At 63.2% G+C, this 21,507-nt stretch carries 16 protein-coding genes, 1 tRNA gene and 1 pseudogene; 8 read left to right on the top strand and 10 right to left on the bottom strand.

Features of this window, described 5'->3' with window-relative positions; translation table 11 throughout:
- Positions 1-196 precede the first annotated feature (196 nt).
- Together ACLGGT_RS09115 and cueR are read left to right on the top strand one after the other, a co-directional pair.
- Positions 197-2,656 (top strand): heavy metal translocating P-type ATPase, encoded by a 2,460-nt coding sequence (locus ACLGGT_RS09115; RefSeq protein WP_437195786.1) that lies wholly within the window; start codon positions 197-199, stop codon positions 2,654-2,656.
- Positions 2,653-3,039: a Cu(I)-responsive transcriptional regulator gene (gene cueR / locus ACLGGT_RS09110; protein WP_081507011.1), complete on the top strand. Its 387-nt coding sequence runs from the start codon at positions 2,653-2,655 to the stop codon at positions 3,037-3,039. The genes ACLGGT_RS09115 and cueR overlap by 4 nt, the downstream gene beginning before the upstream one ends.
- A gap of 93 nt (positions 3,040-3,132) precedes the next feature.
- Here the strand turns inward: cueR and ggt are convergent, their stop codons facing one another.
- From ggt to ACLGGT_RS09095, 3 genes are read right to left on the bottom strand one after another with little or no spacing between them, the layout of a single operon-like run.
- Entirely contained in the window at positions 3,133-4,905 is a 1,773-nt protein-coding gene (gene ggt / locus ACLGGT_RS09105) for a gamma-glutamyltransferase (RefSeq protein WP_437195783.1), read from the bottom strand.
- 9 nt (positions 4,906-4,914) lie between these two features.
- Positions 4,915-6,027 (bottom strand): THUMP domain-containing class I SAM-dependent RNA methyltransferase, encoded by a 1,113-nt coding sequence (locus tag ACLGGT_RS09100; RefSeq protein ID WP_437195781.1) that lies wholly within the window; start codon positions 6,025-6,027, stop codon positions 4,915-4,917.
- A 39-nt stretch (positions 6,028-6,066) separates the two neighbouring features.
- Complete coding sequence (locus ACLGGT_RS09095; RefSeq protein ID WP_081507014.1) at positions 6,067-7,053, bottom strand: 2-hydroxyacid dehydrogenase; 987 nt, start codon at positions 7,051-7,053, stop codon at positions 6,067-6,069.
- 102 nt (positions 7,054-7,155) lie between these two features.
- Here ACLGGT_RS09095 and ACLGGT_RS09090 point away from each other — a divergent pair, with 102 nt between their 5' ends.
- Together ACLGGT_RS09090 and ACLGGT_RS09085 are read left to right on the top strand one after the other, a co-directional pair.
- Complete coding sequence (locus ACLGGT_RS09090; RefSeq protein WP_219436556.1) at positions 7,156-7,659, top strand: SH3 domain-containing protein; 504 nt, start codon at positions 7,156-7,158, stop codon at positions 7,657-7,659.
- 128 nt (positions 7,660-7,787) lie between these two features.
- A tRNA-Gln gene (locus tag ACLGGT_RS09085) sits at positions 7,788-7,862 on the top strand.
- 135 nt (positions 7,863-7,997) lie between these two features.
- On the opposite strand, the gene ACLGGT_RS09080 is transcribed toward ACLGGT_RS09085, so the two are convergent.
- The 7 genes from ACLGGT_RS09080 to ACLGGT_RS09050 form a co-directional block, all read right to left on the bottom strand.
- Complete coding sequence (locus tag ACLGGT_RS09080) at positions 7,998-8,150, bottom strand: hypothetical protein (RefSeq protein ID WP_199861233.1); 153 nt, start codon at positions 8,148-8,150, stop codon at positions 7,998-8,000.
- Positions 8,151-8,220: 70 nt separating this feature from the next.
- The gene (locus ACLGGT_RS09075; RefSeq protein WP_151978115.1) at positions 8,221-8,661 is read right to left on the bottom strand and encodes a hypothetical protein; all 441 of its coding nucleotides are present in this window, start codon (positions 8,659-8,661) and stop codon (positions 8,221-8,223) included.
- A 431-nt stretch (positions 8,662-9,092) separates the two neighbouring features.
- The gene (locus ACLGGT_RS09070; RefSeq protein ID WP_437195778.1) at positions 9,093-11,723 is read right to left on the bottom strand and encodes an AAA family ATPase; all 2,631 of its coding nucleotides are present in this window, start codon (positions 11,721-11,723) and stop codon (positions 9,093-9,095) included.
- Positions 11,720-12,835 carry a metallophosphoesterase family protein gene (locus ACLGGT_RS09065; protein WP_437195776.1) on the bottom strand — a complete coding sequence of 372 codons (1,116 nt, stop codon included), beginning with the start codon at positions 12,833-12,835 and terminating at the stop codon, positions 11,720-11,722. Before ACLGGT_RS09065 ends, ACLGGT_RS09070 begins: the two co-directional genes overlap by 4 nt.
- 121 nt (positions 12,836-12,956) lie before the next feature.
- A complete protein-coding gene (locus ACLGGT_RS09060) occupies positions 12,957-13,706 on the bottom strand; it encodes an SDR family oxidoreductase (RefSeq protein WP_437195774.1) in 750 nt (249 codons plus the stop codon).
- Between the two features lie 41 nt (positions 13,707-13,747).
- On the bottom strand, positions 13,748-15,214 hold the full coding sequence (locus ACLGGT_RS09055; protein WP_151978109.1) for an aldehyde dehydrogenase family protein: 1,467 nt from the start codon (positions 15,212-15,214) through the stop codon (positions 13,748-13,750).
- Between the two features lie 212 nt (positions 15,215-15,426).
- The gene (locus tag ACLGGT_RS09050; RefSeq protein ID WP_437197408.1) at positions 15,427-17,403 is read right to left on the bottom strand and encodes a TonB-dependent receptor domain-containing protein; all 1,977 of its coding nucleotides are present in this window, start codon (positions 17,401-17,403) and stop codon (positions 15,427-15,429) included.
- Between the two features lie 291 nt (positions 17,404-17,694).
- Here ACLGGT_RS09050 and ACLGGT_RS09045 point away from each other — a divergent pair, with 291 nt between their 5' ends.
- From ACLGGT_RS09045 to ACLGGT_RS09030, 4 genes and pseudogenes are all read left to right on the top strand, one after another.
- On the top strand, positions 17,695-18,759 hold the full coding sequence (locus tag ACLGGT_RS09045) for a hemin-degrading factor (RefSeq protein WP_037297912.1): 1,065 nt from the start codon (positions 17,695-17,697) through the stop codon (positions 18,757-18,759).
- Positions 18,756-19,651 (top strand): annotated as a pseudogene (locus ACLGGT_RS09040) (heme/hemin ABC transporter substrate-binding protein). The gene ACLGGT_RS09045 and the pseudogene ACLGGT_RS09040 overlap by 4 nt, the downstream one beginning before the upstream one ends.
- Positions 19,632-20,699, top strand: coding sequence for a FecCD family ABC transporter permease (locus tag ACLGGT_RS09035; protein WP_437195772.1), 1,068 nt, complete (start codon positions 19,632-19,634; stop codon positions 20,697-20,699). Before ACLGGT_RS09040 ends, ACLGGT_RS09035 begins: the two are co-directional and overlap by 20 nt.
- Positions 20,699-21,487: a heme ABC transporter ATP-binding protein gene (locus tag ACLGGT_RS09030; protein ID WP_437195770.1), complete on the top strand. Its 789-nt coding sequence runs from the start codon at positions 20,699-20,701 to the stop codon at positions 21,485-21,487. The genes ACLGGT_RS09035 and ACLGGT_RS09030 overlap by 1 nt, the downstream gene beginning before the upstream one ends.
- Positions 21,488-21,507: the final 20 nt, after the last annotated feature.

The following is a 21,507-nucleotide window of genomic DNA, read 5'->3' as shown; positions in this document are numbered from 1 at the left end:
TCAGCAGCGCCGGTGAAGGGGTATTTACGGATGAGCCCGGAGAGTCGCAAGTGCTTTTTTACAGAAAAATGAAATTTTCTTCACGCCGCTTAATTTTCCCGCAAATCGCCTTGTTTTACTACATTTCCGGCATGGCCCCTTGACCTTACAGTCACTGGAACCCCTATTTCAGGGCCAAATGACCAAAGGAATCGAGATGGCCAAGCCCACAAACCTGAGAATCGAAGTCCAAGGGCTGAGCTGTGCAGGCTGCGCGGGTCGCGCCGAGCGGGCACTTGGCGGAGTAGAGGGGCTCAAGGAGATCTCGGTCAATTTTGCCAATGGCACGGCGCAGATGGCCCTCAATGGGGCGCAGGCCACCGAGATTACAGCCGCCTTACGTGCCGCTAACTATCCGGCCCGTGAAGACAGTGTGATCCTTACCGTCAGTGGCATGACATGCGCCTCATGTGTGGACCGTGCCGAGCGCGCCTTGCACGCGCTGCCCGCCGTCCTTGAGGCGCAGGTCAATCTTGCTGCGGAAACTGCTCATGTGCGCTATTTGCCGGGCAGCACCGATGCGCGCACCCTTGCGCGCGCCTTGACCGAGGCGGGATATCCTGCGCGCCTGCGCAGTCAGGATGGCGAGGACCCCGCTCTGCGGCGTGCGGCAGAGATCACGCAAGCCCGACGCCAGATGTGGATCGCGGGTCTGCTGACCTTGCCGGTCTTCGTGCTTGAAATGGGGGGGCACATGATCCCCGCGCTGCATGATTTGATCATGGCGACGCTTGGCATGGCTCTGTCATGGTCGATTCAGTTCGGACTGACCACGCTGGTGCTGATCTGGCCCGGGCGGCAATTCTACCGTCTGGGGGTTCCTGCGCTGCTCAAAGGCGCGCCGGATATGAACAGCCTCGTCGCCCTGGGCGCAACTGCGGCTTGGGCCTATTCCACCGTGGCGCTCTTTGCCCCTGCCGTGTTGCCCGTGGGCACGCGCGCTGTCTATTTCGAAGCGGCGGCGGTGATTGTCACGTTGATCCTGACAGGCCGCTGGCTGGAGGCGCGGGCCAAGGGGCGCACGGGGGCAGCGATCCAGCGGCTGATCGGATTGCAGCCCAAGACAGCCCGTGTCGCGCGCAACGGCAAGGTCAACGATCTGCCCATCGAGGAGGTGGCGCTTGGCGATCTGATCCATCTGCGTCCCGGCGAGCGGGTGGCACTTGATGGCGAGGTGATCGAAGGCCAGTCTTACATCGACGAATCCATGATCACCGGCGAGGCGCTGCCCGTAGCCAAAGGGCCCGGTGACAGTATCGTCGGCGGCACGGTCAATGGTGCGGGCGCACTCAGCTTTCGTGCGACGGCGGTGGGGCAGGATACCGTGCTCGCGCGCATCGTGGCGATGGTCGAGACGGCGCAGGGGGCCAAGCTGCCGGTGCAGGCGCTGGCCGACCGGGTGGTGCGAATTTTTGTGCCGGTGGTGATTGCGATTGCGCTTTTGACGGTGGCGGTCTGGCTGCTGCTGGGCCCCGCCCCGGTTCTAACCCATGCGCTGGTGGCGGGGGTTTCGGTGCTGATCATCGCCTGCCCCTGCGCGATGGGGCTGGCCACGCCGACCTCGATCATGGTGGGAACCGGGCGCGCGGCAGACCTGGGCGTGCTCTTTCGCAAGGGCGAAGCGTTGCAGCGGCTGGATGAGGTGCGCGCCATCGCCTTTGACAAGACCGGCACGCTGACACGTGGCAAGCCCGAGGTGACGCGGGTTGCCGTGGTTGCGGGGCAAGAGGCGGACACCGTGCTGCGGCTGGCAGCGGCGGCTCAGGCGCGCTCTGAACATCCCATCGCCCGCGCGGTCGAGGCCGAATCAGCGCGGCGCGGGCTGGAGGTGCCGGCGGCTGATGCTGTGCGCGCCATCGCTGGCCACGGGCTAAGCGCCGAGGTCGAAGGCGCCCGCGTGCTGATCGGCGCGGCGCGGCTGATGACGCGCGAGGGCATCGCGATCGATGCCTTGGCCAATGAGGCCGCCTCTTTGGCCGACGCAGGGCAGACCGCTATTCACATCGCGGTTGACGGACATCTTGTGGCGGTGCTGGGCATTGCCGATCAGGTCAAACCGACCAGTGCTGCGGTGATCGCCGCCCTGCATGCCAAGGGGATCAGAACCGCGATGATCACAGGCGACAGTGCCGCCACCGCCCATGCCATCGCCCGCGACCTCTGCATCGACCATGTCGAGGCCGAAGTCCTGCCCGAAGGCAAGGTGGCAGCGGTGCGCGCCTTGCAAGCGCGCTTTGGCACGCTCGCCTTTGTCGGGGACGGGATCAATGACGCGCCCGCTTTGGCGCAGGCCGACGTGGGAATCGCAGTGGGCACCGGCACGGATGTGGCGATCGAGGCGGCAGATGTGGTGCTGATGTCAGGCGACCTGACCGGCGTGGTCGAGGCGCAGGCACTCTCGCATCGCACGCTGCGCAACATCCGGCAAAACCTCTTTTGGGCCTTTGCCTATAACGCGGCACTCATCCCCGTGGCGGCGGGGGTTCTCTATCCGGTGAGCGGTGTCCTCTTGTCGCCCATGCTGGCGGCGGGGGCGATGGCGCTCTCGTCGGTTTTTGTGCTGTCCAACGCGCTGCGCCTTAAGCGTCTGCGCCCGGTGATGGGGGCTGCGGCATGAATATTTCGGATGTGGCCCGCGAAACCGGCCTGCCCCCTAAGACGATCCGGTATTATGAGGAAATCGGCCTCATCCGGCCTTTGCGCGATACCAATGGCTACCGCGTGTTTCGCCAAAGCGACAGTCACAAGCTGGCCTTTCTGGGCCGTGCCCGCGCGCTTGGGTTCTCCATTGAGGATTGCCGCAAGCTGATGGCGCTCTATGAGGATCAGGATCGCGCCAGCAGCGATGTCAAGCAACTGGCGCAAGAGCATCTGGCGCAGATCGACGAAAAAATCGCACAGTTGCAATCGATGCAGGCGACGCTGCGCCACTTGGTGCGGGAATGCGCCGGGGATGCGCGGCCCGATTGCCCCATATTGCGCGATCTGGCCGAAGGCTGAACAGGCGGGGGGCGCTGCCCCCCGAACCCCCGCGGTATTTAAGGCCAGATGAAAACAAAGCTGTTTCTTTTTGGCTCAAATACTCAAAATCCGTCACTCCCCAAAGGCGAGACCCTCACGACGGGGATCGGCACCGCCTGCAAGCTCTGCGCCAATGGCGATGACATGCAGGCCCGAGGTAAGCGCCGTCTCACGTATCTCGAACCCCATCTCGGTAAGAGGTGGGACCAAGGCGCGCGCGCCCGGTTCAATGTCATAGGGGCCAAAACGGTTGACCAGATGCGGCAGGCTGACCGCCTCTTGCACATCAAGGCCCCAATCGACCCAAGCGATGATGGTTTTAGCAACATAGCCAATTATGCTGCTTCCCCCCGGGCTGCCCAGCACAAGGACCGGCACGCCGTCGCGGCGCAGGATTGTGGGCGCCATTGAGGAACGCGGGCGCTTGCCGGGGGCCAAGGCATTGGCGATAGGCCGGCCTGCGTCATGAGTGGCAAAAGAGAAATCGGTCAGCTCATTGTTGAGCAGAAAGCCCCCCACCATCAGCCGCGACCCGAACCCGTTTTCAATCGTCGTCGTCATCGACAGGGCATTGCCATAGCCATCGACAATCGAGATATGCGAGGTCGAGGGCAGTTCCAGCGATTGATCATCCGCCCAGAGATAGGCGTGATCAAAGTCGGGGCGGCCCGGCGTCACCTCCGGCAAGGCATCATCGCCGCGCAATAGATCAGAGCGCTGTTTGAGGTACTCAGGGGCCAACAGGCCCTTGAGCGGCACGGCCACGAAATCACTATCCGCAAGGTAACGCCCCCGGTCGGCAAAGGCCAATCGGCTGGCATCCCCGATCAGGCGCCAAGCCTCGGGGCTTTGAGGCCCAAGAGATGAAAGATCGAAAGGTTCCAGCAGGCCAAGTATCTGCCCCACCGTGCTTGCCCCCGAAGACGGCGGGCCCATGCCACAGACCTCATAGCCGCGATAGGGCGTGCAAAGCGCGGGCCGTTCCTTGACCCGGTAGATGGCGAGGTCCAAGGGGCTGAGAACGCCCGGATTGCCACCCGACCGCTGCACCCGTTCCGCGATGTCGAGCGCCATCTCACCCGCGTAAAAGGCCGATACGCCCTTATCGGCAAGCAGACGCAGGGTATCGGCGTAATCCGGATTGCGCAGGATGTGCCCCGGCGCGAGCGGCGCGCCACCGGGCAGGAAATACTCGCGCGTGTCCTTGAATATCTTGAGGCGGTCGGCATCCTCGGCAATAAGCCCGGCAAGGCGCGGGCTAACGGGAAAGCCGGTCTCGGCCAAGGCGATGGCCTCGGAAAACAGCCCCGCCCACGCCGTGCGGCCCCAGCGGGCATGCGCCTCTGCCAAAAGCGCCGGGGTGCCGGGCGTGCCAACCGAGCGCCCGCCCACCACCGCGTCAAAGAAGGCAAGGGGTTGCCCGTTGGCATCTTGAAAGAGTGTGGGGGTTGCCGCCAAAGGCGCTGTCTCGCGCCCGTCGAGCGTGGTGATCGCACCGCTCGCGCCATCGTGCCAGACAAGAAAGGCTCCGCCGCCTAGCCCCGAGCTTTGCGGCTCCACCAGCCCCAGCACAAGTTGCGTGGCGATAATCGCATCCGCCGCTGTGCCGCCCTCGCGCAGCACCTTTGCGCCGGCGTCAACGGCAAGCGGATGGGCGGCGGCGATCATCCAGTTTTGTGCCTCAACCGGCTGGCCTGCGTCTTTGGCCGCCTGCGCCGACAGAAGGCGCGCGGGCACCTGCAATACCCCGGCCCCTGCCCCCTCTGGTGCGACAGTGTCGGCGGCCTGTTGCGCCAAAGCGGCACCCCCTGCGAAGATCGACAAGATCAGAACCAGACCGCGCATGAGCCCCCCCTAAAGCGGATCAGTGCGCCAGAGCGTCACCTTGAGCCCACCATGCGCCACCGGCGGCCCCGGTGGCAAGAAGGGCAGACCGGTGGTTTTGGCCAAGCCCCCATCGCTGGTGACAATCCCCACCCGCCAGCCGTGCATCTCGCGACGCAGCACCTCACCCAAGCTGGCATAGAGACCGAAGAGCAACTTGCGATTGCCGATGCGCGCGCCATAGGGCGGGTTGACCATCACCAATCCCGGCGGCCCCTCGGGGCGGGTCAAGGCCGAAAGCGGTTGGCAAGCAAACTGCGTATTGCCCGCCACGCCCGCCCGCTCCGCATTCTCAGTTGCCATCCGCACGGCACCTGCGTCACGGTCAAATCCCATGAATCGCAACGCTGTGGCGTGCGGCGCACGCGCCGATTTGAGCGCGGTCCAGACCGCAGGGTCAAAGGCCGCCATATCCTCAAAAGCGAAGTGACGCGCCCGGCCCGGCATCAGCCCCGCCGCGATCTCTGCCGCCTCAATGGGAAAAGTGCCAGAGCCACACATCGGATCAAGCACCGGCTCGCGCCCGTCATAGCCACATTGCCGCAGAAAGAGCGCTGCCAAGGTTTCGCGCAAGGGGGCCTTGCCCACCGCCTCTTTATACCCGCGCCGGTGCAACGGCTCGCCCGAGGTATCCAGGCTGAAAGTGACCAGATCATCCTCAATCCGTGCCATCAGGCGCAGCGGCGCATCCTCGGTGACGGCCACGCCCAAGGTTTCGGTCAAGGCCTTGACGATCCGCTCTGTCGCGGCCCCCGCATGATAGATCTTGGACTTGCGACAGGTGACTTCGACGCGCAGAGGCACATCCGGGCGCAGATGCGCCGCCCAATCGAATTTACGCGCCCGCTTGTCCAACTGTGCAAGATGCATCGCGCGGAACGCCCCAATCCGCGCCAGCACCCGCCCTGCCCCGCGCAGCACAAGATTGGCGCGCCAGACATCAGGCCAAAGCCCCCGAAAGCTGACACCGCCGGGCAGGATCGTGACAGGGCCAAAGCCATGTTGCACCGCCTCTTCCGCTAGGGCAGTTTCATGCCCCGGAGCGGCGGCGAGAAAGATTTCAAAAGGCTCAGGCTGTGTCATCGCGCCGTCATAGGCCAGACTGGCCCCAAAGGCGAGCCGTCACAGCATCGAGGGGACGACCTGATCGGGCGGGCGGTGGCCATCGTCAAAAGTCTTGATATTGATGATCACCTTTTCGCCCATTTCGATCCGCCCTTCCACGGTGGCCGACCCCATATGCGGCAAGAGCACAACGTTTTTCAACTCGCGCAGGCGCGGGTTGATGTCCGCGCCATGTTCATAAACATCAAGACCGGCGCCTGCGATCTCTCCGGCGCGCAACATGCGGGTGAGGGCATTTTCGTCAATCACCTCGCCGCGTGACGTGTTGACGATCACCGCCTCCGGCTTCATCAGCTTGAGCCGCCGCGCGTTCATAAGATGGAAAGTCGAGGGCGTGTGCGGGCAATTGATGCTGAGCACATCCATACGCGCCACCATCTGATCCAGGCTTTCCCAATAGGTCGCCTGAAGGCTCTCTTCGATTTCGGGGCGCAGGCGGCGGCGGTTGTGGTAATGCACCTGCATGCCAAAGGCCGCCGCACGCCGCGCCACCGCCTGACCGATCCGACCCATGCCAAGGATACCCAGCCTGCGCCCGGCGATCCGCCCCCCCAACAGGGCCGTGGGCGACCAACCGCCCCATTGCCCCGATTGCATCACCGCCAACCCTTCGGGCAGGCGGCGCGTCACGCTCAGGATCAGGGCCATGGTCATATCGGCGGTGTCATCAGCCGATACGCCCGGCGTGTTCGACACAAGAATGCCATGCTGGCGCGCGGTGCCCACGTCGATATGGTCCACCCCGGCCCCGTAATTGGCGATCAGTTTGAGCCGATCCCCAGCCTGCGCGATCAGGCTGGCGTCGATCCGGTCCGACAAGGTCGGAACCAGCACATCTGCCTCTTTGGCGGCGCGAGCCAGTTCCTCTCGCGTCATGGGCACGTCCGTCTCGCGCAGGCGAACATCGAAAAGTTCGCGCATCCGCGTCTCGACCGGCTCGGGCAGGCGTCGCGTAACAACAACACTCAGGCGTGCAGATGGCATGAAGCCCTCCTTGAAACTTTCCTTTCAGGCGCGTTGCTGCCAGAGTGGCGCAGGAAAGAGCGGGGCACAAGAACCCCCTTGCAGATTACGGGCAGAATTCGAATGACGGTGATGAAATCCGGGCTTGCCGCCCTTGTCATAATGATGGGACTGGGCCCCGTTGCGGCCATGGGCCAAGAGCGCGGGCCGGTCACGAACCTGCCACTGCCGCGCTTTGTGTCGATGAAGGCCTCAGAAGGCAATGTGCGCCGAGGCCCGAGCCTGACGCATCGTATCGACTGGATTTTCAAACGGCGCGACATGCCGCTCGAGATCACCGCAGAGCATGGCCATTGGCGCCGGGTGCGGGATCGCGACGGCGCGGGCGGATGGGTCCATTACACTCTTCTGTCCGGCGTACGCACTGCCAGCGTCGAAGTTGAAATGTTGGACTTGCTGGCCAAGCCTGATGCGAAGGCCATGGTCGTGGCCCGGCTGGAGCAAGGCGTGATCGCGCGACTCGAGGAATGCCAGCTTGACTGGTGCGCGGTTTCCGCCGGTGGCTATGATGGCTGGGCCCCGAAATCGGCGCTCTGGGGCGTTATGGACGGCGAAACATTCGAGTAACCGCTCGCTGCGTCCTTTAATTTACTGAATTATATTATATACTTAACCATGTATTTGGATCGCACCACGTTTTTTTTGCCAAGCACCCTTGAACCGCACCATGCTCCAGAGTAATTAGCGCGTCACGTTGGGGTGTAGCCAAGTGGTAAGGCGTCGGTTTTTGGTACCGTGTACCGTAGGTTCGAATCCTACCACCCCAGCCAAGTTCTCCCGATCCTTGATCCGATGATGCGCGCGGGCTGTTCTCAGCGCGAAAGTGCCCCGATTTGTGCCCCCGCTGGCGGGTGGCTTGGGTGACGCCCCGGATTGCTCGGCGAGGGCCTCTCCCACGCGGAATGTCAGAGGTAGTCGGGATCGAGCCCGTAGGCCCAATAGCCCCAGTCGTCGCGCTTGTTGCCCGCCTGTGAGCCGATCTCGAGAGGCTCGGGGTTAAAGCCAACGACCGCCCGCGAGGGGATGGCCTGAAAGGTACAGCGGAATACGCCTCGCACGAGTCGCGCCGGGGCGTGGCACTTTCAGCGAGAGGTGAGCAGACATATCTCTGATGCCTGATTTACCCGACTACTCACACTCCGGCATGTAATCCAGCACCGTCTCTGGCGCCGGGCGCGCGATCTCTGGCAGGTCCTGCAGGACCTCGTCGATCACCTCCGCCGTCAACGCCGCCACTTCGCAGGCGTAGGCTTGGCGCGTGCCCTCCGGGTTTTCCTCCAGCCATTCCCGAAAGTCTTGCTCTTCGAAATAGGCGATTGCGCCGATGCCTGCGATAGGAACGGCAACGATTGCCCTCCTGAGCCGGGCCTTCGCCTTGGTCTTCGCGACGGCCTTCGCCAATTGCTGACGATGTGCAATCCCCGTTGCCACGGCCTTGGCGCTCATCGCCGCAACCGCAGACGTCATCTGCAGCGCCCAGATGCTCGCCGCAATCGCCGTGGACGCGAGCGCCGCACTGAGCCAAACTAGGAAAACCACGCTCCTGAATACACCGAAGATCCTCGACACGACTGGCCTCCACCGTTCTAGAACCCCGGCCCGCGCTTACCAACCGGGGCTTGTCTCTGGGCAGCTTACGCGCCACGACGCAATCCGCCAACCAGTGCCAGTACGGGTCACGATCCGGGGCGCGTTGCGATTTGGCGGCGAGATCGTTCGCCCCCGCACGAGACAAACCACCGCCCTACTCCGCGACGGCTGCCCGCGTGTTGAAGGGCTAGATGTCCGGGATCAAACACCTGGGTGATCCCGTTCTACGACCGCGCGGCTCTGTGGGCGACGAGAGACGTCCTATGCTCCGGGGCACCCGTCCGCCACATTGGGGGATGAACCATTTCCAGGTGGAGTGGAAAGCACGGGACGGGTCTTGCGTATTGGTGTCTCCAGTGACGCTTCTGGTCTCTACCCTGACATCGCAGCGCACGGGCCCGATGCGGCGCTCAGGTTGGGTCAACCGTCACCTCTGCGCGCGTGCCGCCCAAGGCTGCGAAGGCGCGTTGTCGACAGGTGAGCACGAGAATTTGCTGGTCACGGGCCGAACGATGGAGCGCGTCAAACATGGCCTCGATGCGGTCATCATCCGAATGGACAAGAGCATCGTCCAAGATCACAGGGACGGGGCGCCCTGAGGCCGCAAAGAGCCGGGCAAAGGCCAGTCGTGTCAGGATCGCCACCTGTTCGCGGGTGCCGCCCGAGAGGATTTCGAGCGACTCGGCCTGACCTTTGCGGGTCAGGGTCGCGGGCAAAAGGCTGGTGTCGTCAATCGTTAGCAGTGCCCCCGGATAAAGGATGGCGAGCAGCGGCTGCAACTCACGCAGAACCGGGCCAAAATAGGCGTCTCGGGCGAGGGTTCGCGCCTCGTCCAACGCGCGCCGAAGGCGGGTCAGGGCGCGCGCCTCGGCCTCATACCGGGCCGCGCGTGCCTCGGATTCGGCGCGGGCCCCGGCGAGAGTGGAGAGGCGTTCCTCAATCCCCTCCTCGGCGAGCGCGGTGATGGTGGCGTTCAGGCTGGCAAGGTCTTCGCGGTTTTTGGCCAGATCACGCGCAGCCTGCTCGACCGCCCCCTTGGCGCGAGTCAGCCGCGCCTCGGTGGTGGCAAGGTCCGGCGCTGTGGCGCGCAAACGGTCGCAGGCCTCTTGCGCCCTGACGCAGATGTTCGCGAGCGTGGGTTGTCGGGCCTTGAGATCGGCGATTAGCGCAACAAGAGCCTCTGGGTCTCCGGCCTCGGACAGGGCAGAGTCAAACTGCCGCGCCGCACTGCTGCGATTGGCCTCGGCTGCGGCGCGGGCTTCACCTGCGGTCACGGCCAGTTCATGCGCCGCTTTTGCGGCGGCGCGGGCGGTCGCCTCGTCGGTTTCTGCAGCGGTCAGCGCCTTGGTCAGGGCTGCAACATCCTCGGCTTCTGTCGGGGCATCGGCCACCTCGGCCTGCGCCCGCGCAAGGGCCGCGCGCAACGCCTCAACACCGTCGGGGGCCACTTCCGCGCAGAGGGCCAAACCCTGTTTCACCTCTGCCTCAAGCTGTTGGGCTTCAGCCCATTGCGTGCGGGCGGCGGCCAGCGTGTCAACCTGCGCCTCGGCCAAAAGACGCGCAAGCGCCTGATCTGCACGCGCAACCTCGGCGGCGCTGTCTGTGCCGCGCGCAGAACCCGGATCAATGTGCAGCCTGCCAAACCCCGGCAAGGCAAGCTCAGTCGGCACTAAGATCGGCGTCGGGCCTGTGCCAAGAGGTTGACCGTCATGCAGCGCTGGAGAGCCGTCAGGGTGAACCTCGATCGTCACGGCCTGTGCCTCGGCCCGCGCCCGCGCTAAATCAAGCGCGCTTTGGGCCTTGTCGGCGGCGTCGAGCAGTTTGGACGTGACGCGGATGCGCGCGCGCGCCGCTTCGGTCTTGTTCAGCATCGCCCAAAGCTCGGTGGCGCGGTCAAGCCGGCGCTGGAGATCGTTTGCCTTGATCTGCGCCGCCTGCGCCGCTTGGGCGCGGGTGGCCTGATGCAGACGGTTGCGCAGATCACGCGCCTTGGTGCCTTGGTCCTCGGCATTCACCGCAGCGGCACTATCGCGTGCGGTCAGCTCAGTGGCGCGCGCGCGGGCCTTCTTTGCCGCTTCTTCGGCCTTGGCAACTGCGCTGCGGGCCTCCTCAAGGCGGGCGGCGCGGCTTTCGGCGGCCAGCACATCGCGCTGCAAATGCTCGGCATCCAGTGTGGCAAGGCGTAGGGCGGTTTCGGCCTGTGCAACCTCGGCCTGATGGGCCTGGGCCGCCTGATGCGCGGCTTCAGCCTCGGCCAAGGTTTGTGCGCGGGCCGCCGTATCCGCAGGATCGGTCAATCGGGCAAGGTGACGCTGCACCTCCGCCCGGCGGATCAGGTCATCCGAGAGCCGCTCGGCGCGCGGGCGCAACTCGGCCTCTTCGGTGGCAAGCGTTGCGGCCTCTTCCACCGCGCGCGCCCATTCTCCCCCGGCTTTGGGGCGTCCGGTTGCGGTCGCCAATCTCGACAGCGCCTCGGTCACGCGGTCAATCACGCCATCCATCCGCCGCCCGCCGGTCATCATGTCAATCTCGCCCGCGACAGAAGACAAAAGATCGCGCCGCGCATTCAACCCGCGCTCGCGCTCGCGCTTGTCATCTGCGCTGCTGCCCTCGGGTTCCAACCCCATCAGCCCCTGCCGCACCCAGAGCAGGCCGGAAGGACCAGCAAGGCCGCCGCCCATCAGCCGGTCAATCCACGCCTCCGCCTCATCTGCCTGAGCGATCAGGCGGCCGTTGGTGTCGTGCACTTGCGCCTGCGGGCGGTTGAGCCACCGCTTTGCAATGCGAAACCGCCCCTCCGCTAGCTCCACCTCGGCCGCCACCTCGGGCGCGCCCCCGGCATGCGGTTGCAGCGCCTTGATGGCCGCATTCCGGCTGTTGTGGCGTTCAAAAAACAACGCATGCAGCGCGTCAAAAAAGGTCGATTTGCCGAATTCATTCGGTTGAGAGAGCACAGTGATGCCGTCGCCAATCTGGCCAAGGCGTGCGCGCTGACCCGCGAAACGGCGCACGTTGGTCACCTCGATCACCCGAAGCTTCACGCCTGCACCTCCTGACTGAGCGCATAGAGACGCGCGAGCGCCGCAGACGCCGTATCGCGGTCTGATTGCGAAAGTGTGGCATCCCCCGCCTCGGCCAGCAACACTTCGGCAGCCTGACGCAGCGCTCCGGCGCGGTCGATCTGGTCAAGGTCTTCGGGCAGCGCCTCGACGCCCAAAGCAGAGAGGTCCGCCGCGAACCAGCCGAAATCCGGGGCACGAGCGGCCAGCGCGGCCTCGAGCGCGGCGCGGTCAGCCAAAGGCAGGCGTCCCGTCACGGTGAGCCGCACCAGATGATCGCGTGCACGGCTTTGTGGCAGGATATCAGCAAAGCGAGCGGTCAGATCCTCGCCCGGCAGCAGGTCGAGGGCCGGGCGACGCCAACGGAACTGCGCGGTTTCGACCGGCGTCACTTCAGCCGTCACCCCGAGCGTCACAAGAAGCGCAGAACCCGGCGCATCGTGCTTGAACCCGTCTGGTTCGGGGGTGCCGGAATACCAGGTGGTTGGCGTCACCTGCATCTGCCCGTGCCAATCGCCAAGGGCGAGATAGTCAAGACCCGAGCGCGCGGCCCGGTCGGGCGGAATGATGCCAAGGGCCCCCTCTTCGCCCGAGAAATCCGTGATCGCCCCATGCCCAAGCCCGATACGGCGCGCTCCTTGGGGTGTGGGGGCCGACATCGCCTCGGTCAGATCGCGCCCCGGGCGGCGTTGTGTACAAGGCGCAGGCAAGAGCCAATGGTCAGGGGCAAGGGCAACCGGCACCTCAGACGTGAGGACCATCAGATTGCCAGGTGGGTCTTGTGCAATCCGCCGCCAAAGTTCGGAGGCCGCAAGGCTGTCGTGGTTGCCGGGCAGCAGCACCCAAGTCAAATCGCGTTCCTCGCCCATCGCACTGAGGGCTTGCCGCAACGTGTCGGGGGCGGGCGTTTCGGCATCGAACGTATCGCCCGCAAGCAGCACCACCCCTGCCCCACCATCGCGCGCAGCCTTGGCCAGCCGGGATATCGCGCCATGCCGCGCCTCGCGCAAGCGGTGCCGAATGCCCTCGGGATAGCCGCCATAAGCGCGCCCAAGATGCAGGTCCGAGGTATGAAGAAAGCGGAAGGGGGTCATAGAGGTCCTTGTTGCGCCCAAGCGCTCTGTTTCAGCCTTGCCGCGAATGCGTCAGAGATCAAGCACTGGCGTATGGTCATCAGGCCGAACAGACAGTTTCACGACACCGCCAACGCATCGCTCAGATGGTGCGGCCACCATCAACCTCGAGCACCACGCCGGTGATGAAATCCGCCTCGTCCGAGGCGAGATATAGCGCCGCGTTGGCGATGTCGCGTGCCTCGGACAAGCGGCCCATCGGGATGGTCGAGATAAATCGCGCGCGGTTTTCGGGCGTGTCGGGCATGCCCATGAACTGTTCCAGCAATCCGGTCGCCCCCATCACCGGTGCGATACAACAGATGCGAATCTTGTCGGGGGCCAGTTCCGCTGCCAACGAGCGCGTCATCAGATTCACGGCCCCCTTGGACGAATTATACCACGTCAGACCGGGACGCGGGCGGATACCTGCGGTAGAGCCGATGTTGATCATCACCCCGCCTCCAGCAGCACGCCAAAGCGGCACGCAGGTCTTGGTCATGTGAAAGATCGACAGCACGTTTATTTCATAGATATTGCGAAATGTCGCCTCGTCGGTGTCCATCAACGGGCTGTTGGGATTGGTCCAGCCTGCGTTGTTGACCACGATATCAAGACCGCCAAAGGCCGCAACAGTGGCGTCAACGGCGGCCCGCACCTGATCGCCTTTGGAGACATCACAGGTCACGGCGATGGCGTTCTCACCAAGGTCGCGTGCCACGGCGCGCGCACCGTCCGCGTTCATATCGACCACTGCTACCTTGGCACCTTCGCGGATATAGGTCTCGGCTATGCCCTTGCCAAAGCCCGAAGCCGCGCCGGTCACGAGGGCTCGTTTTCCATCCAGTCTCATCTTGCGTTCCTTTGGTCTGGTCTTTTCCGCTTGCGTGCGGCCTAGCCGTGATTGTTGATGATCGTCTTGATGCGCGAGAATTCCAGCAGCGCCGCAAAGCCCTTTTCGCGGCCATGCCCAGATTTGCGTATGCCGCCAAACGGCAATTCCACCCCGCCGCCCGCGCCATAGCCATTGATGAACACCTGACCGCAGCGCATTGCCTTGGCGACACGTTGCTGACGTCCGCCATCTTTGGTCCAGACCGCGGCGACAAGACCGTATTCGGTGGCGTTGGCGATGGAAATGGCCTCTGCTTCATCCTCGAACGGGATGAGGCACAGCACAGGGCCGAAAACCTCTTCTTGCGCGATCCGCGCCTTGGGATCACAGGGGCCAAATACTGCCGGAGCCACATAATAGCCGCCTTTTGGGGCCTTGGGATCGATGCTGCCACGGGCCATCAAGGGCGCGTCGGCCTCGGCGATATAGGTCTCGACCCGCTTTTTCTGCTTGGCCGAAATAAGCGGGCCAAGCACCGCATCCTCGCCAGACTCTGAGGCGGCAATCGCGCTGAAACGCGCGGTCAATTCGGTAACGGCGCGGTCATAGATGCCGCGTTGCAACAACACGCGCGTGCCCGCAGAACAGGTTTGTCCGGCGTTCTGGATCACAGCGTTGACAAGAACGGGCATGGCCGCGTCAAGATCGGCGTCGTCGAACACGATCTGCGGCGACTTGCCCCCCAGTTCCAGCGTGCAGCCGATGAAATTCTTGGCAGCTGCGGTCTGAACGATCACGCCCACTTCGGGCGATCCGGTGAAGGAGATGAAATCTATCCCGCGATGATCCGCCAGAGCCTGACCGGCCACCGCACCGCGCCCGGTCACGATATTGATGGCACCGGGCGGAAAGCCCACGTCGAGCGCCAGTTCCGCAATCCGAAGCGCGCTGAGGCAGGCATCCTCGGCGGGTTTCAGGACCGTTGCATTGCCCATAGCCAGCGCCGGGGCGACCGAGCGGCCAAACATCTGCGCCGGATAGTTCCACGGGATGATATGGCCGGTCACGCCATAAGGCTCTCGGTGCACCTCGACATTATAGCCGTTGAGAAAGGGCACAATCTCGCCATGCACCTTGTCGGCGCCACCGCCGTAGAATTCAAAATAGCGCGCGGTGACTTTCATGTCAGTGCGCGCCTGTGCAATCGGCTTGCCGTTGTCGCGCCGCTCGAGCTGGGCCAGAGGTTCGATATTCTCAAGAATACGCTCTGACAGGCGGATCATCAGGCGACCGCGTTCTGCCGCAGTCAGCCTTGACCATTCGCCACCATCAAAGGCCGCGCGCGCCGCTGCGATGGCCGCGTCGATATCGGCGGCATCGCTGTCGGCGATCTGGGCAAAGGGCAGCCCGTCAATGGGCGAAAGCACCTCCATCACCCTCCCCGAGCGCGCGGGAACCCAAGCATTGCCAATCAGGTTCAGCGGTTGCGGGATGACCAGCTTTGCATCGGGGTCAGTGTCTTTCATGCCTTGGCTCCTTGCGGTTCAATGCCCCTTGCGATGGTATGTGGCCGGATGGTGGCGACCACAAAAGATACATGTCGTCGAAGGGTTGGATTCGCTCGTGCCCAGCGTGATCGAGCGATCCCTTGCGCGCAAGCTCTGAAAGGTCTTGGCATGATGTAAAGCCGGGGCGGCAGGCCGGGTAAACCCGCCCCTTCTACCGCCCCAAGCCCGTCTCAGAAGGTTTTGGCCAGCGTGAGTTTGAAGTTTCGCCCAACCGCCGGGCGGGTGGCGAGATTGGGCATATACTGTTCGTCAAACAGGTTTTCGATCCCAAGACGGAACTCGGTTCCTTCCCACACGCCGCGCTTGGGCGCGATGGTGCCGCGCAAGTTGTGGACCGTGTAGCCGTCATCCCGCACCCCGTTGACGGTGATGGAGTCGGCGCTGACAACCTCCCAGCTCAGGTCATAGGTATCGTCAAACACCTTGCCCACGGTCGCACGCAGGCTGTTGGCCGCAAGATTGCGCCAGTCGCGCACGCCGCCCAATAGATCCACCTCTTCGCCATCGGCGACAGTCGCGTTGAAATCGACGTAAAAGCCGCTTTCCATGGCATAGGACGCCTCGAACTCTAGCCCTTGGGTCTGGATTTCATCCAGCAGGTTCTGCGCGGGCGTCGTATCGACAAAGGAATTCACGTCCCAAAGCTCACTGTCAAAATACGTGACCTTGAGCGCGAGGTTATCATTGTCACGCCAGAGACCGCGACGGTCATATGAAAAGCCAAGTTCATAGGTGCGTGATTTTTCGCTCCGCCCTACCCGGATCGGGAATTCCAGATCGTCGATGATCGGCAAAACCTCGGTATAGGCGGCGCTGCCGAACAGGGCAAAGCCGTTGTCAAAGGCATAGCGCAGCGACAGCCCACCCATCAGCGCATCCTCGGAAAAGCGGCCATCGTTTGGCGCTGTGTCCCCCTCGACCTTTGATGTTTCATACCGAATGGCAGGCGTTAAGGTCCAGGCGCGGCCGATGTCGATTTCGTCCACCGCAAAGATCGCCCATCGGTTGTCTTCGCCCCCCGGTGCGGCAAAGGCATTGACGCGCTCGCGGTTGATATACTCAATCCCCGCCGTCAGATCATGGCGCAACGCGCCGGTGTCAAACAAGGACGTGTTTTTGAGTGTAAGCGTCGTGGTTTCATAGTCATGGTCAGCGTTGAGAAGCTCCGAGCAAATCGTGATCGGCGCGGGCGGGCTGCCAGGACAAGACACCGCGTTCTGCAAGATCGACTCGTCAACGTGCGAATATTGCAGCGTCAGATCAACAAGATCATTGAGCGGGTTGAAGTTGTATTTGAGAATGCTGGTCTGGCTTTCGACCTCTCGGTCGACATTCCCGAAAAAGGTGAGGTTGCCAAAGCTGTCGAATGGCACGTCGAATTGCGAACTTTGGGTATCCTGATAGCTGGCTTCAATGGAATGGGCCTTGTCTTCGCCAAAACGATACTTGGCCTTGATCAACCAGGACGGATCGTCAATCCGCGCCCTCAGGGGGTTGATAACAGCGCCATTGCCATCCTCAGGAAAGCCAAGTCTGCGGCTGACATAGTTGAAGAGCACCCCAAAGTCCTCGGTGGGCTGCCACGCCCCGATGGTCGAGGATGTCACACCATTGCCATTGGTCTGAAACTCCAGTGTCTGACGCAGTCCAAAGCCGGTTTCGCCCCCGGTGACGTCCTCAGGGTCGATGGTTTCAAGCCGAACCACCCCACCAACCACGCCAGAGCCATATTGGAACGATCCCACCGTTCCACGGATCACCTCAACCTCCTTGAAGAGGAAAGGATCGGTGAAAAGCTGTGTGCCAATGCGGTAAAGCTCCTCGGACCCGCGCGTTGCGCCATCGACCTGAATCAGCACCTTTTGATCCGTGCCAAACGTGTCGTTAGACCCAAAACCACGGATCGAGATACCCGACCCCTGCGCCGTGTCGCCATTGAGCAGGGCCACAGACGGCACTGTCACGAGCAATTCGGCCACCGAACCCGCCTGTCGGTCACGGATTTCGTCTTGGTCGATCACGGTCGTGGGGGTGGCGGTATCGGTTTGCACCGCACGCTTGCTTTCTCCCAACGTCAGCGTTCCAAGAAACCCCTCTTGGCCGGGTGTTTCCTGTGCCAGACTGGCAGAGCCATAGCCGAGCCCCATGCAAAGGCAGGTCGTAGTCAGTAGTCTGCAGCGCGTGCGCGATGTCATCACGTGTCCCTTTCGTTTCCTTGACAATGGCTGTCACACCGTTGTGCTTGCGAAAGGCTGGCACGGTTTTTTCGTTTGATTTCAGTGGGCGAACGATCTTTCTGGGATCGGTCTTGCGCTCCTTAGTCTTTTATGAGTAAAAGAGTCAAGATTGCGATTCAACTTTGAGAAATCGTTTTCGAGAGCCACGTCCGCGCCGCAGGTGCGATGCAGCCAGCCCATCCATCCAGACATGAGGCCGGCATGACAGACTCTGCTCCCCTTACCCCCGACGCACTCCGTGCCTTTATGGCCGATAACCCCAAGATGCGCAGCCGCGATCAGGCGAACCGCCTTGGCATCAGCGAAGCGCAACTGGTCGCGGCCCACATCGGACGCGGTGTGACGGCCATTGCCGCGCACCCCGATCAGGTGATGGGGGCCGCCCAACGCCTTGGCGAAGTGATGGCGCTCACCCGCAATGAAAGTTGCGTGCATGAAAAAGTGGGGCGCTATGACAATTATCACAGCGGACAACATGCGGCGATGGTCCTGACCGAGGATATCGACCTCAGGATGTTCCCAAGCCATTGGCACCATGCCTTTATGGTCGAAACCGAGAGCGAGACAGGGCCCCGGCGCAGTCTGCAGGTGTTCGACGCCGCAGGCGACGCGGTGCACAAGATTTTCCTGCGCGATGGATCATCGCTGACCGCATGGGAGGCGCTTCGCCTCTCGCTGGCTCTGCCAGACCAGTCCGAGAGCTTGACGGTTGCGGCGCGCACGCCCCCGGAGGCTGCGAAATCAAACCCCGACAAAATCGAGGTCCTGCGCGAGGAATGGCGGCGGATGACCGATACGCATCAATTCCTGCGCCTGACGTCCAAACTGCGGATGAACCGGCTTGGGGCCTACCGTATCGCGGGGGCACCGTTTGTGCGGGCATTGGCACCAGAGGCGGTGAACACCCTTCTGACCCAACTGGCGCAGGCAGGCACCGAAGTGATGATCTTTGTCGGCAATCGGGGCTGCATTCAGATTCATTCTGGCCCTGTTGTGACCCTCAAACCGATGGGACCATGGCAGAATGTGATGGATCCAGGGTTCAACCTGCATCTGCGGTTGGATCATGTGACCGAGGTTTGGGCCGTAGACAAACCGACGCAACGCGGTGCGGCAATTTCGGTTGAAGCGTTTGACGCGCAGGGATCGCTGATTTTTCAAATCTTTGGATTGGGCAAGGAGGGGCGTGACAGCCGCGCTGCCTTTGGTCGGGTCGTAAAGGCGCTTCCGGATCTGCACAACGCTGACACGGAGGCCCTGACATGAGTGGAAGTTCCCTGACGCGCCGCGCACTCTTGGCGCAGGTGGCGATCTTGGCCTTGGCGGGGACAAGCCTTGCGCAAGACGGCGACCGTGTGCTGTCCATCGGCGGATCGGTGACAGAGATCGTGCATGCCTTGGGGCAAGAGGATCGGTTGATCGCGCGCGATACAACCTCGACCTTTCCGCCCAACGTGACCAAATTACCTGATGTGGGCTATGCGCGCGCGCTCAGCCCCGAAGGTGTGCTCTCGGTCGCCCCGTCGCTCATCCTCGCTATCGATGGGGCTGGCCCCCCGAAACGATCGAAGTCCTGCGGCAATCAGGCGTAGGTTTTGTCACCATTCCAGAGGCGCACAGTGCCGAGGGAATCATCACCAAGATTACCGCTGTTGGCGCAGCCTTGGGCGTGCCTGAGCGCGCCGAAGCCTTGGCGTCAGAGACGCGCACCGCGCTTGCAACCGCGGCCACGCGGACTGCTCAAGTGCCAGAGGCCGCGCGCAAGCGCGTCCTCTTCATCCTCAGCCTGCAAGGCGGGCGCATCCTCGCGTCCGGGCGCGACACGCAGGCTGCCGCCATCATCGAGATGGCGGGGGGCATCAACGCGGTTACAGCCTTTGAAGGCTACAAGCAGTTGACGGATGAAGCTGTGGCAGAGGCCGCCCCCGATGTGATCCTGATGATGGACCGAACTGGGGATCATGCCATCCTGGACGAACAACTCTTTGCCATGCCCGCGATCCGCATCACGCCGGCAGGTGCCGATGAGGCAATTGTGCGGATGAACGGGCTCTATCTGTTGGGCTTTGGGCCGCGCACCGCATCGGCTGCCCTCGATTTGAACTCAGCCCTTTATCCGCAGCCCCAAGAGACCGACAATGACCGTGACCCAAGCTGACGCGCTGACGCCCAGCCGTTTCACGGATCGCCGCACGCGGGCGCGGCGCGCGCATCTGTGGCTGGGTCTCGGTCTGCTTCTGACGTGCGCCCTCAGTCTTGAAACCGGCGCATCCGGGGTCTCGCTTTGGTCGATGGTCGGTGCGGGGGGGCAGGATACACCCGTCCACAGCATCATCCTTTGGGAGGTTCGCCTGCCGCGCGTTTTACTGGGCGCGCTGGTTGGGGCGGCTCTGGCGGTTTCCGGCACGGTGATGCAAGGGCTTTTTCGCAATCCGCTGGCCGATCCCGGCATCGTGGGGGTTAGCGCCGGGGCCGGTCTTGGGGCCGTGACGGCGATTGTGCTAGGCGGCCTGCTGCCCATCGCCCTGCGCGACAGTCTGGGCCCGTTCCTTGTGCCGGCGGCAGCGTTCTTGGGCGGCTGGGCCTCTGTTCTTTTGCTCTACGGGGTTGCCACGCGCGGTGGGCGCACGTCTGTGGCGACGATGCTGCTGGCGGGGATCGCGCTTGGCGCGCTGTCGGGCGCAGTGTCGGGCCTGATGGTCTATGCGGCGGATGATCAGCAGCTGCGAGACCTGACATTCTGGGGCCTCGGCTCTCTGGCTGGGGCGACATGGACCAAGGTGGCCACCGCCATGCCGATCCTTGTTGTGGCCATGGTCGGGGCCCTGGGGCTGGGGCGTGGGTTGAATGGTCTTGCTTTTGGCGAGGCAACCGCACTGCATCTTGGCATCCCGGTGCAGCAGACCAAAACGCTGGCCATTCTCGCGGTTGCGGCGGCGACTGGCGGTGCGGTGGCGGTGTCTGGCGGGATTGGGTTCATCGGCATTGTCGTGCCACATCTGCTTCGTCTGGCAACCGGGCCGGATCACGGGCCACTGCTGCTGAATGCGGCGCTTCTCGGGGCAATCTTGCTGCTTGGGGCAGACATCATCAGCCGCGTGATCATTGCCCCAGCCGAACTGCCCATCGGTATCGTCACAGCGGTTCTGGGCGCGCCGGTGTTCTTGTGGATATTGCTCCGACAGCGCCCGATGGGGGATATGTGATGCTGGCTGCAGAGCGGATCACGCTTGGCCTTGGGGGACGGACCATCCTGCGCGACGTCACGCTTTCTGCCCGCGCAGGTGCGGTGACGGCCATTGTCGGCCCGAATGGATCGGGCAAGACGTCGCTCTTGCGCGTGCTGACAGGCGAGAGCGCCGGTTCGGGCCGCGTTCAGCTTGGTCAATTGCAGGTAACTCCGCGTGCGGCTGCAGCACTTGCCGCACGACGCGGGGTGCTGCCACAGGCCACGCGGATCGCCTTTCCCTTTACGGTGATCGAATTGGTCCGCATAGGCCATAGCGCAGGGCAATATGCCGGGCGGCCTGATGTTCCCGAACGCGCCTTGGCTCGGGTGGGATTGGCGCATATGGCCAACCGTTTCTACCAAGACCTGTCGGGGGGTGAGCAGCAGCGCGTTCAATTGGCACGCGTTCTTGCGCAGGTCTGGGAGCCTGTCGGACCGGGCGGGGCAAACTGGCTGTTTTTGGACGAACCCGTCTCGAGCCTTGATATTGGCCAACAGCTGAGCGTCATGCAGATTGCCCGCACCTATGCGGAGGCGGGGGGCGGCGTGGTCGCGGTGATGCATGATCTGAACCTGACCGCGATGTTCGCCGATCATGTCATCATGGTGCAGAAGGGCAGGATTGCAGGCGCGGGCAAGCCGCAAGAGGTGCTGACCTCTGGCACACTCTCGGCGGTCTACGGCTGTGCGCTCAGGATAAGTACGCCGCCAACAAAGGATGTGCCCTATCTGCTGCCCCAAGCCGCGCAAGAGTTTGCAGGCTGATGTCGACATTGCACCCCATG

It is taken from the genome of Roseovarius sp. MS2 (assembly GCF_051447875.1).
Taxonomy (GTDB): domain Bacteria; phylum Pseudomonadota; class Alphaproteobacteria; order Rhodobacterales; family Rhodobacteraceae; genus Roseovarius; species Roseovarius mucosus_A.
Note: the sequence above shows the minus strand (reverse complement) of the source record. Positions and strands in the feature narration are given on the sequence as shown.

Coding starts and splice junctions, on each gene's coding strand:
- ACLGGT_RS09115 (WP_437195786.1), top strand. CDS start 197: ATGGCCAAGCCCACAAACCTGAGAATCGAAGTCCAAGGGCTGAGCTGT.
- cueR (WP_081507011.1), top strand. CDS start 2,653: ATGAATATTTCGGATGTGGCCCGCGAAACCGGCCTGCCCCCTAAGACG.
- ggt (WP_437195783.1), bottom strand. CDS start 4,905: ATGCGCGGTCTGGTTCTGATCTTGTCGATCTTCGCAGGGGGTGCCGCT.
- ACLGGT_RS09100 (WP_437195781.1), bottom strand. CDS start 6,027: ATGACACAGCCTGAGCCTTTTGAAATCTTTCTCGCCGCCGCTCCGGGG.
- ACLGGT_RS09095 (WP_081507014.1), bottom strand. CDS start 7,053: ATGCCATCTGCACGCCTGAGTGTTGTTGTTACGCGACGCCTGCCCGAG.
- ACLGGT_RS09090 (WP_219436556.1), top strand. CDS start 7,156: ATGACGGTGATGAAATCCGGGCTTGCCGCCCTTGTCATAATGATGGGA.
- ACLGGT_RS09065 (WP_437195776.1), bottom strand. CDS start 12,835: ATGACCCCCTTCCGCTTTCTTCATACCTCGGACCTGCATCTTGGGCGC.
- ACLGGT_RS09060 (WP_437195774.1), bottom strand. CDS start 13,706: ATGAGACTGGATGGAAAACGAGCCCTCGTGACCGGCGCGGCTTCGGGC.
- ACLGGT_RS09055 (WP_151978109.1), bottom strand. CDS start 15,214: ATGAAAGACACTGACCCCGATGCAAAGCTGGTCATCCCGCAACCGCTG.
- ACLGGT_RS09050 (WP_437197408.1), bottom strand. CDS start 17,403: ATGGGGCTCGGCTATGGCTCTGCCAGTCTGGCACAGGAAACACCCGGC.
- ACLGGT_RS09045 (WP_037297912.1), top strand. CDS start 17,695: ATGACAGACTCTGCTCCCCTTACCCCCGACGCACTCCGTGCCTTTATG.
- ACLGGT_RS09035 (WP_437195772.1), top strand. CDS start 19,632: ATGACCGTGACCCAAGCTGACGCGCTGACGCCCAGCCGTTTCACGGAT.
- ACLGGT_RS09030 (WP_437195770.1), top strand. CDS start 20,699: ATGCTGGCTGCAGAGCGGATCACGCTTGGCCTTGGGGGACGGACCATC.